The following is a 10,393-nucleotide window of genomic DNA, read 5'->3' as shown; positions in this document are numbered from 1 at the left end:
CCGCGCTGTCGCGCGGGGGTGAGTGGGGTTTCATTTGCCTTATCACCCCTCTGGTGCCACTGTCTGAATTCAACAATCATGTGCGGCCCGGACGGTTCGACCGTCCGGGCCGCACTTTCGGTTTGGGGCCGCAGCCCGGAACCCGGGCAGCTTCGCCGGCACCCCGCGAAGAGCCCTGCCCGCCCGGACAGCTTCACCGCACAACGGCCGTTCAAGAAAGAGGCACAGGCCCGTCCGCGAAGACCCCGAGGGGAAAGACGGAGCGGTCATGGCACCTCTCCTTCCAGACCGATGCCACGAACCCTCCTCACGTCGACATGCCCACAGGCTTGCCCGGCACCCGAAAAGCCCAGGCCACAGGCTGCCCACGGGCCGGGAAAGCCCCGGCTTGCCCGCCCACCCGGCCATGCCTCGCGTACCTCGCGTGCCCCAGCACAACCACGCCTCCCAGCAGCGCAGGGCATCGCCCCCCGAGGGAAGAGCCCTACGGCCGGACAGAAAGCCGGCCCGTCCCACACCGGCGACGGCCTGGCACATCTCGCCCGACCCTCACCCGGCCCCACTACCTGGGCGTCCAAGCCCATCAGTACGGTGGCCGGCTCCCGAGCCGGATCGGCTTGGACGCCTTCGACGGTGACAATGCCCGGGTCTCGATCCGTGCTGCCGCCCACGAACCCCGACGACGCGATCACCCTGCTGCGCCTGGCGCTACTGCCCGCCCAGAATCAGGTCGAGGAGGCGGCTGGCCCGTTCGCGCTGGTCGGGGGCGCTGGTGACCAGCGCGAGGCCGGCGAGGCTGAAGCCGACGTCGAGGGGGCGACGTTCGAGCGCTTGTGTACGAAGGGCCGCTTCAGCAGGCGCAGGGCGGGCGCGTCGTGGTTCATGCCGGCGGCGGCGGTGGCGAGGGGGAGGTCGAAGGCATCGAGCAGCGACACGGCGCGCAGGCCGTGGCGTTCGTCGCCGGTGAGGTCCTGGAGGGTACGGCGATCAGGGCGGAGAAGTCGGCCTCGAAGTCGTCGGCGTTCGCCGGTACTTCAAGCCGTCCCCGGAGGGGAATGCCGAACTCACCAGCCTCCTCCTCCCGGGCGACAGGCTGTGCTGAGGCCGGACCGGCGGATCGTTCGGCCAGATGTGGATCAGGGCAGAGTCCGCGTGACGCGCTGCACGGCAATGCCGAGCACGTCGCGACCGCGTCTCGCTCGGCTGGAAGTGGCGAAACACTCCAAGACGGGCTCGTGATCATTGTTCCTGGCAGGGCCCTGCCTGCGTGCGTGCTGGCACAGACTTGCAGGGTGCGGCGGCCCGGCTGGCCGCCGCGTCCCTGCCCGGGCCGATCCAAGGACTGCCATCGTGAACGAGCGCGTTCTCACTCCCCGCAACCGAGGTTTCCTCTTCCTCGACTCCCACCCGGCCGGGTGCGCGCACCTGGTGGCCGACATGTGGCAGGCATGCCCCACCCCTGACGGCGTGCCGGAGGGCGACGGGCCGGTCGCGCTGGTCATCGGCTCGTCCGCCGGATATGGTCTCGCGGCCACGCTTGCCGGACTCAAGCGCGCCGGTATCCGCGGTATCGGTGTGTCCTTCGAGAAGGCCCCAACTGTGCGGCGTACCGCGACGGCTGGCTGGTACCGCACCGCCGCCACCGCTGAGATCGCCCGCACCGCCGGGCGGGACCTGGTCTTCCTCAACGGCGACGCGTTCTCAGACTCGATGAAGGATCAGGTCTCCGACCTGATCGAGCGGCGTTTCGGCGGCCGGCTGGACTACCTGATCTACTCGGTGGCCGCACCCCGGCGTACCGACCCCGACACCGGCACCACCTACGCCTCGGCCCTCAAGCCGATCGGTCAGGCCAACCGCACCAAGACCCTTGTCTTCGACGACGAGGGTGTTCCCGAGGTCCGCGAGGTCGAGACCGAGCCGGCCGAGGGCGACGACGTGGAGCAGACCGTGGCTGTGATGGGCGGCGCGGACTGGGAACGCTGGATCGACCACCTCGCCGGGCGGGGACTGCTCGCCGACAAGTTCGCCACCGCCGCACTGTCCTACATCGGCTCGTCACTGACAGCGGCGATCTACCGACAGGGCACCATCGGCGCGGCCAAGACCCACCTGGAGGCCACCGCCCGCACCCTGAACGAGCGGCTCGACACGATGGTGGGCGGGCGGGCCGTGACCTCTGTCAACGGCGCCGCCGTCACCCAGTCCTCCACCGCCATCCCCGGCATCGCCCTGTACACCGGCCTGCTGCGCGGCGTCCTCGGAGACGACCTCGTCCCGCCGATCCGGCAGCTCGCCGCCCTGTGGGACCAGCTCACCGGTGCCGCTCCGCTCGTCCTGGACGACGAGGGCCGTATTCGTCTGGACACCTTCGAAATGACTGACGCCGTCCAGACAGCCGTTGCCGAACGCTGGGAGTCCGCCAGCACGGCGACTATCGCCGAGCTGGCCGACCTTGACTGGTTCCACGCTGAGGTCCGACGCCTCTACGGATTCTCCGTGCCCGGCATCGACTACACAGCACCTGTCGCCACCGACGTCCCCTGGCCCGACCACACCCTCTGACCCACATCCGGAAGGGGGGCATTGTGAAGGCCCCCTCCTCAGGCCCGACTTGGTGAACCGCACCGTCGCAGACATCGGCAAGGTACTCGGCTTCTCCCCGGACGCGCTCACCCGGATGACCCGCAAGCTGGTCAAGGACCGTCTGCTGCGCAAGTCCGGAAGTATCGGACGCAGCCCCTTCTACGAGATCACGCCCTGCCTCGTCTTCCGCGGCTCCGGCTACGAACACCGCGAAGCACTCAAGGGCTGGAACCTGCCCCACATCAAGGGCCTGACCCAGGAACCCGAGGCCTACCTACTCGTCACCCCCGCCGAGGACGACCAGGTCGAGTCCGCGAACTTCCTCACCCACATCCACTCCGCTGCCCGCAAAGCCCGCACCACCCGCAGCGCCTGAGCCGAGGAGAATGCAACCGTGAGCGACACCCACAACGACGTGCGTGCCCTCATCGGCCGCACCAAGGACCTGACCGCCAACCAGCGGCTGCTCCTGGTCCACTACGCCGCCCTGCCCGCCGGCAAGACGGGCACGCAGCAGACCGGCCAGGCCCTGGCGGCGGAGATGGGCTGGGCCCCCACCTTCTTCTCCCGCATCCGCAAGGAACTCGTCGAAGCCGACTGGCTGGAGGAGTACGACCGCTTCAACAACATCCGCTACTACCGCCCCACCGACCAGGCCCTCGGACGCCGCTCCAAAGTCGTCCGGCTCCGCCCGCCGGCTGAGACGGCGGATCGCCTGGCGGTCCTGCCGGAGATCGTCGTGTCCAACTCGGATGCGCTGCGAGAAATGCCGTTTTGAGGCCGGTTTGAGGAACGGGTCGGGCCCCGGATCACCGTGATGGTGACCGGGGCCCGAGCGCTCGCGGGGGAAGTCCAAGCCCCCGGTGGGAGGGGGACTCTCAGTCTCCCCCCCCCTGTGCCTCTAACCTTGCACCCCCTCACGTCTCGCAGGCCGCACGGAAACAGGTGCGACTGCCATCCGATCCGGTGAACGAATCCCCGATTCATGGGATTTCTCCATTTCTCACGGATAGGACAAGGTGTCCCGCCGTCAGTCCGGTGCGCAGCCGTGGTCGCTCGATGAGGTGGACTCGCTGGCGCGGCACTGGGGGATGGCGGCGGTGGACCTGCTGGCCGGGCCCACGCACGCGGTGAACGCGCTGAAGTGGCCGCCCGCGCGGCGCCGGTCCGGTGCCGGGGTGAAGGGTGCGGGCCGGGGAGCTCGGCCGATCCGAACCGGCCGAACGAGGCGGCCCGCCTGACGCAGGAGCTGATCGACGAGGGCTTCACCAAGCGGCAGGTCGCCAGGATGCTGGGCTGTGATGCTTCGCTGGTGTCGCAGTTCTTCACGAAGGGCAAGGGCGCGGCGTTCGTGAACGCGCTGCGGCAGGTGGTGCGGGCGGTGCGCGGTGGCGAGCGGGGTCCCGAGGCGCTCGGCGCCGTCGCCCAGGAGAACGTGGAGCGGCGCCGTACCCGGACCGGGCAGCGGCGAGGGTGCGGGGCAAGGACGTGGTCGGCGAGGAGGGCGGGTCGATGGCCGGCCGCGCCGGGCGCCAGGCCATCAAGTCCGGCGCCTCGCACCTCGCTCCGGTCGTGCGCTCCACCGGCCAGGCCGGCGGGCGCCTCGCCTTCACGGTGCGGATGCGCGCCGACCAGTACGTCTACTCCGCGGGCTCGATGCAGGACTCCGGCGGCTTGCGCCGCGGGTTCGTCCCCCGCGCGGACGGCACCGAGGAACGCACCTACGGCTCCGCGAGCACTGGCGGGTTCGACGCCGCCGAGTGGTCCCTGCGGGTCGCCGAGCACCACGGCGACGTCACCGAGGCGATGAGGGCCTGGCTGGTGGAGAGCGGCCGCGCCGTCGAGGACGCGGACATTCAGTACCTGGAAGTGCGCGCCTGGATCCCCGAATAGCAGCGCCCACCGATCCCCGCCTGTGACTGAGCGCTTCAGTTGGCCAGTGAGCGGTCGAGTTGGCCATTTGACCGTCGTGTTAGCCCGTCTCGTGCCGCGCGACGGCGCAGGCCAGCACTGCGGTGGCTGCGGAGTTGAGAAAGAGCATGAACGTCCATGCCCGATCTGTCGTGTCGATCCGGCCGATACGCAGGAGTTCGTCGCCTGTGCGTTTGAGGACCACAACGGTCTCCGGGAGGCCGAGTATCGTCTGCCCGCGTTTCTACCCGAGCCGGAGCCGGGTCGGGTAGGTGCGGAAGGGTCGGTGACATCTGGGACCGAGCCGTCCCAGATGTCGAAGGCGCCTCCGAGAGCAGGCCTCGCGTGCGGGGCCGCACGCTGGCGTCTGCTCTGCGAGCCTCACGGAGAGATCGTCGCGTGTCATGCGCTAACCCTGCCGGGCGTCGCTCAACCGGCCAACCCGAATACTCACAGTCACGACTCCCGCCCAAACCTGTCCGGCTGCTCAGGCGAAGGCTTGTGTAGCAACAGTGTGATTGGTGGCCCTCCGGCGACTTGCGCCTTATGGAGGGGGAAGTCTCCAGTCTCCGACTGGACCTATCTGGGCTCAGCTGGCGGCTCGGGATCTGCAAGGCACCGTGGGAGTGATGGCACAGTGGCACGTGGGAAGTCGCGCTGGAAGTCCAATCCGCCAGCGCCCCTGCCAGCCAAGGCGCCTGACAGCAAGCCCCCGGCGCCTCTCGAAGAACCTGCACCCCTCACCCCGCGGAGGGGAACAAACCTCGTGGAGCGCATCGGGGCGACGCTTTTTCCGCATTACTTCGGCCAGTTCCCGGCCGAGCCGCCCGCGGCGGAAGACTCAGAAGCTGCCGTGGGTCTCCTGGAAAGTACAAGATCGCCTACGACGCTGCGGTGCTGGCGCTCTCCCAGCAAGACGTCACGATGACCAATTTGAAGAATCGCGCGATGGGGCTGATTACGATCTCGGCCCTGGTGGGAACGTTCTCCTCTTTCTTTGGGTTTGGAGCCAAGGACCACCCACTGCCGCTCTGGTTTGCGATCGTTGTCATTGCATTCGTCTTCCTCATCCTTCTGTGTGTGTCATATATCCTTTCGCCGGCCAAGAAGTGGAATTTCGGTCCGGATCCAATGCTGATCATGGCTGCTCAGGATTATGAACACAGGATCGTATGGGCTGCGGCAAAGGGAATGGCCGGAGCTGTGGAGAAGAATTCCGAGGCGATCGCAAGGCGCGCGTGGGTGTTCTTCGCCGGTGTGGTCCTACTGTCTTTCGAAGCCGCCTTCGTGGTCGCGGCATCCATCGGCGCACGGTGAGGGGTGGGACTCTCGATGGCGGATCCAGCAGATGGCGGCGGGGCTCCCAAGGAGCCACAGGAGATCCCTCCACGTCAGGGAACCCATGCTGCGCATGCCCCCGGCACTCCGTGCTGGGTGGAGCTGACGGTCAGGGACCAGCAGGCCGCGCTGAACCTCTATCGGGACCTGTTCGGCTGGCAGGGCGAGATCAGCCCTGCGGAATTCGGCGGCTACGTGGTCTGCACCCTCAACGACAAGCCGGTTGCCGGGTGGGTGACGGTCCGGCCGGCAGGGGCCTGTGCCCTGCGGGGCCGTGATGGTTGGTGAGCGCCCGGCGAACACCGGACGCCCGCCCCCGGGCCCGGCCGGGCCGGGACCGCGGCGATCCTCCGCCAGGCCTGCCCGGCCCGGCTGGACTGTCGACGTCGACCGGATCCGGCACCGCCCCCCTTGGCCGACCGAGGCTCCCCGCGAACGGCCCTGACGGCGGCCACCGCGCCCTGACGCACCGTCCGGCCCCCACAGATGCGGTCCGGCCCAGGGAGGCCCGGGAAGGGCCCTTCCCGGGCCTCCTGATGCAGCTCCCGGTGTAGCTCCTGATGCGGCTCCTGATGCCGGCACCCCCGGCCCGGGCGCGGGGTGGCATCTGTGCAGCTCACAGGGCCAACCAAGGTGGCCGGTAATTCTGACAACCCTCTCTGCGCGCCCCTGTCCTCCTGGTGGTGGGGGTGGGGTGGTGGTGCGCTGCCGGGTCGGGGTGGCCTGCGGCGCTGGCTGGCGGGCCCTGCCCGGTGGCCTGGCGGCCTTCGTGGTCCCCGGCTGGGCGCCGGTCCTCTCGGCTGTGCGGAGTGCGCGCCTGCTCGCTGGGCTGGCCCGGCCCGGCCCACCGGACGCCACCGCCGGATGTGACGCCGGTTTATCCCCGTCGACTGGTTGCCCGCGCACGGGGCCCGGGCTGTTCGGCGGGGGGGTCGGCTCGTGGTTCGGTACGCGGGCCGGTTCGGGGTTCGGTTCGCGGTGCGGTTCGGCCACCGGCCGCCGTCTCCGCTTGCCGCCTGTTTGTGCTGCTCATCGGGGGTGACGGGCCGAACTCACCACTCCGACTTACCTTCCTGGGCCCCTTGCTGGTGGTGGTTGTGGTGGGTGGGTTGGGGCGTTGGTCGGTGTGGCCGGGCGCTGCGCTGTGCTCTTGTTCTCGCGTCCGGCTGGTGCCGGCCGCTCGGGTGGTTGGGGCGGGCAGCGGTGGCGGTCAGGCGGGCTTTGGGGGTGGGGCCACAGGAGGCGGACTTTGCCGTAACGGGCGCGGGCGGCGTCCGCGCTGAGTCCGAGCGCCTCGCCGATCGTGGCCCAGGTCGCGCCGGCCTCGCGGTCGGCGATCACCGCGCAGCGGACCAGCTCGCGGGTCAGTCGCTGGAAGTCGGCCGCGACGGTGCAGTGGGCGCCGGGCAGCCCTTGCTGCGCGTGCAGCGCCTCGGCGATCAGTTCGTCCAGGGCCAGCGTGTGTGCCTGGAGTTCCTGGCTGATCTGGAGCAGTGCCACCCGGGCGGGGATCGCGGCCTCGGCCCGTCTGCGGGCCCGGTAGGCAGCTTGGCGGCAGGTGCGTGGGCGTGGGCAGTGCCGGCGGCTCTGCCCGCTCGGCAGGACGTCCCCGCACCAACCGCATCTGTCGCCCGTCCTCGAAGGATATGACCGCTTTCGGCCGACATGAGGCTCTGCTGGAGTGTGACCTGTTGACCAGATGGGTTGGTGGTTTAGCTGTTTTGGGGGTTTTAGCCGGATTTGGTTGGACCAATGCGGGGGCGGTCCTGTGGTGGCTGCGCCCCCATGTTTGGTTGGGGTGGTGGGGCTGGTTTCGGTTGCTGTGCGTGTTTGCCGTGGGCATGCCACGGGATCGGAGTGAGGCATCAGAGGCAAGGGATTTCCGGGTGTTCCCTGAGGCTTTTCCTTCGGGGTTCCGGCGTGTTTTAGCGGCGTGTTATCGGCGGGGTTTTGGTGGGGCGTGGGGTGGTGCGCGTCACGCGGGTGTGACGCGCACCGGGTTTGGGATCCTGCCAGGAGGGACGTCAGCGGTCTGTCCGGGGACCGCTCGCTGACGGCCTGCTCGTTGGTGTCCTGCTCGGTGCCGCTGTCCGGGTCCGCCGCCGTTTCCGTCGGGCTGGCCAGTCGGGGGCGGCTGGGCCGATCCTGCCCGTGGCCGTAGGCCGCCGTGCCCCGATGCGGCATGCTCTGCCGTAGTCGCTGCTCCAGCGGTCGTACCCCGTCCCTTGAGGGCCGCCAGGCCTCTGTCTCACCGCCCCATACCTCGCTGCGATCGGAAACCGAGTGCGCTACCCGAGCGGCCGGAGTGACGATGTCTCAATCAGGTCTTGGACACCAGGTTCTGGGCGGCCAGCATACGGATGCCGGCCTCCCGGGTCTGGGGGTTATCGAGCAGCAGATTCGCATGAACCGTTTGAAGCGCTTGGCTGGTCTCGTATTTCGCGTGTCCCTTTAGCTCCTCAATGGCCTCGTCCTGTCGGCCTTGGGAAGACAGGATCTCGACTAGCTGGACGAGGTCCTCCTCACCACCACTGATTTTCAGTAGATCACGCTGGATTTTCTCGGCTTCTGCGAACTTCCCGCGCAGGACGAGCACGTGCACGTAGTCCGACAGGCGGGCATCCCTATCTTCCTCGTCAGCTGCGATGGCAGAGAATACGATACTCTCTAGTTTCTCGAACTTTCCGCGGAGTTTTAGCGCGACTCCCAAGGGGGAATGTCGACAAATAAAGAGGCCCGGATTAATGTCGTGGGATTTTAGGAGAACCTCTTCCGCTTCTTCGTACCTCCCTAGGGCCAACAGAGTCTCCCCATGCGTCTCCATATGGCGGGCGTTGAGCGGACTTAGACTGAGAGCCTTGTGGATGAATTGCAGTGCCCTATGAGGCGCCCCCTTAATGAGGCACGTTTCGGCAAAGTCGGCAGCCGTGTCGGCGCGGAAAATATCCGTTAGATCTCCGTGTTCGACGAACCAATCCATAATTTCGCCATAGCGGGAATTGATTTCTGCCCGCTTGTCGTAGTGGTACCTATGGAGTTCGACGAATTGTTCGATGTTGTAGTGGGGGTGTTCCCCGATGGAGGAGGTGAGCGTGTCGAAGCTTTTCTGTGCTTCTTTTTCTTCCCGATAATGCCGAGCCAGGTTGAGTACTCCGGCGAGATGCGGCGGAAGGGGCTCATGGCGCGTGACCCAAGCGCCCTCAGCGTCCTTGCCGGTGCTGTTAGCTTCGTTTCGCGCCCTCATCCACAGGGATTTGAACTCGCCCAGGTCTGCTCCAATGGCTGCCACCACTGCTTCCAGGGACCGCCATGAGGGGACCGTGTCTCCACCACGCAGCACCTGGCTGGCCGTGGTGTGGCTGACCGCCCCGTGCGACCGCTTAGCGATCTTTCGGGTGCTGATCTCCCCCGCCTCCAGATGTGCACGTCGCAGACGCTCTTGCAGCTGGCCGAGTGCGGTACCGCTCACTGTTCCCTCCCTGTAAGAAACTGTCGGGAATCGTAAAGTCGGCAGTCCGGCGATGCAAGGGTTTGTCAGATACTGCCGAAGTTCGGAGTGAAGTGCATGCTTTACGACTGCTTCCGATCCTGGATGCCACGGTAGAGTCATGCCGAAGAAGAAGCCTTATGTCCCGCTGAAGGATGCCCGCCAGCGGAAGACGCAGGAACTGGTTCTGCAATATGTCATCCCGGCTCTGATCTCCGGATTGGCTAAGCCGATTGGGGAAATCCTGATGGGGGCAGTGCGACAGCTCATGTAAGAAGGTAATCGAGCCTCTTCCTCCAGGGGTCTCATCTCTGGGGAATCGATAGGCTCTGACCACCGGTCCTATCGAGTCGCCCTACCGGACTTCTGATGGAGTTCGGGCTCGCAGAGCCTTGAGAATCTTAGGTTTGCTGACACCGGGGGATCAGTCGGTGTCACCCGTTTTTCATGACGGTGGTGCCCTGGGGTGCGGGAGGCCCGGAGGTTTCCCGCGTCCGGCCGGAGGCCACAGTGCTCCGGCCTGGGTGGTGGTTGGCCCCCTGGCTCCTGGGGCTGTAGGGAGCCGCCACCGCTCCCCTACAGGTACGGCCCGGCCCCCTGTGGTGCCCGCTCCCCGCCCCGGGCCTTTCTGTCCCGGTTCAGGCCGGCCGCAGGCCGCGCCGGCACTGCCGCTGTGATGTCGCCGGGGCGCAGCCCCGACGCTCCGCCAGGGGCGCCCCGGCCCGGGGTTTGGTGTTGTTCCGGGGAATTCACGCCATATCGTCAACGGGCTCCGCGCGGGTACCCTCCTCCCCGTCAGGGGAGGGCCTTTCACCGGCAGTTCGCGCCACATCGTCAACGCTGCCACCGGGCACGGGCCCGCCCCGCAGGGGTGGGGGTGTAACCGGCAATTCGCGCCACATCGTCAACGGCCCCTCAAGGCGGGCCGCAGGCCCGTGCCAACCACCCCAAAACCTGAGGCCCCGCCAGGGGCCGCCCCACACCCACCAATTCGCCGCAGGCGAATCAGCCCCAGCCACCCCGCCCGGCGCAGCCGGGCCCCGAGGCGCAGCCTCGGGCAACCACCCACGG

The 10,393-nt window shown here is 67.8% G+C and carries 9 protein-coding genes and 1 pseudogene; 7 read left to right on the top strand and 3 right to left on the bottom strand.

Features of this window, described 5'->3' with window-relative positions; translation table 11 throughout:
* Positions 1 to 725 precede the first annotated feature (725 nt).
* Positions 726 to 935 carry a hypothetical protein gene (locus tag ACIRST_RS21945; RefSeq protein ID WP_402803709.1) on the bottom strand — a complete coding sequence of 70 codons (210 nt, stop codon included), beginning with the start codon at positions 933 to 935 and terminating at the stop codon, positions 726 to 728.
* A 415-nt stretch (positions 936 to 1,350) separates the two neighbouring features.
* Here ACIRST_RS21945 and fabV point away from each other — a divergent pair, with 415 nt between their 5' ends.
* The 6 genes and pseudogenes from fabV to ACIRST_RS21915 all read left to right on the top strand — a co-directional run.
* Entirely contained in the window at positions 1,351 to 2,565 is a 1,215-nt protein-coding gene (fabV, locus tag ACIRST_RS21940; protein ID WP_402803707.1) for an enoyl-[acyl-carrier-protein] reductase FabV, read from the top strand.
* Positions 2,566 to 2,617: 52 nt separating this feature from the next.
* Positions 2,618 to 2,962: a hypothetical protein gene (locus tag ACIRST_RS21935; protein ID WP_402803705.1), complete on the top strand. Its 345-nt coding sequence runs from the start codon at positions 2,618 to 2,620 to the stop codon at positions 2,960 to 2,962.
* Between the two features lie 18 nt (positions 2,963 to 2,980).
* A complete protein-coding gene (locus tag ACIRST_RS21930; protein ID WP_402803704.1) occupies positions 2,981 to 3,364 on the top strand; it encodes a replication initiation protein, RepL2 in 384 nt (127 codons plus the stop codon).
* Positions 3,365 to 4,059: 695 nt separating this feature from the next.
* Positions 4,060 to 4,479, top strand: a complete 420-nt coding sequence (locus ACIRST_RS21925) for a hypothetical protein (protein WP_402803703.1) — start codon at positions 4,060 to 4,062, stop codon at positions 4,477 to 4,479.
* 912 nt (positions 4,480 to 5,391) lie between these two features.
* Positions 5,392 to 5,814 carry a hypothetical protein gene (locus ACIRST_RS21920; protein WP_402803702.1) on the top strand — a complete coding sequence of 141 codons (423 nt, stop codon included), beginning with the start codon at positions 5,392 to 5,394 and terminating at the stop codon, positions 5,812 to 5,814.
* Positions 5,815 to 5,877: 63 nt separating this feature from the next.
* A pseudogene (locus ACIRST_RS21915) lies at positions 5,878 to 6,066 on the top strand (VOC family protein); the annotation flags it as partial.
* A gap of 834 nt (positions 6,067 to 6,900) precedes the next feature.
* On the opposite strand, the gene ACIRST_RS21910 reads toward ACIRST_RS21915, so the two are convergent.
* Together ACIRST_RS21910 and ACIRST_RS21905 are read right to left on the bottom strand one after the other, a co-directional pair.
* The gene (locus ACIRST_RS21910) at positions 6,901 to 7,335 is read right to left on the bottom strand and encodes a hypothetical protein (RefSeq protein WP_402803700.1); all 435 of its coding nucleotides are present in this window, start codon (positions 7,333 to 7,335) and stop codon (positions 6,901 to 6,903) included.
* An 820-nt stretch (positions 7,336 to 8,155) separates the two neighbouring features.
* A complete protein-coding gene (locus ACIRST_RS21905) occupies positions 8,156 to 9,304 on the bottom strand; it encodes a hypothetical protein (RefSeq protein WP_402803698.1) in 1,149 nt (382 codons plus the stop codon).
* A gap of 139 nt (positions 9,305 to 9,443) precedes the next feature.
* Here ACIRST_RS21905 and ACIRST_RS21900 point away from each other — a divergent pair, with 139 nt between their 5' ends.
* A complete protein-coding gene (locus ACIRST_RS21900; RefSeq protein ID WP_402803696.1) occupies positions 9,444 to 9,596 on the top strand; it encodes a hypothetical protein in 153 nt (50 codons plus the stop codon).
* Positions 9,597 to 10,393 lie beyond the last annotated feature (797 nt).

The sequence above is a fragment of the Kitasatospora sp. NPDC101447 genome (assembly GCF_044767225.1).
GTDB lineage: Bacteria > Actinomycetota > Actinomycetes > Streptomycetales > Streptomycetaceae > Kitasatospora.
The sequence above is the reverse complement of the archived record's forward strand: the minus strand, read 5'-3'. Positions and strand labels throughout refer to the sequence as shown.

Excerpts from the sequence above, each read along its gene's own strand:
- ACIRST_RS21900 (WP_402803696.1), top strand. The coding sequence starts at position 9,444 with ATGCCGAAGAAGAAGCCTTATGTCCCGCTGAAGGATGCCCGCCAGCGG.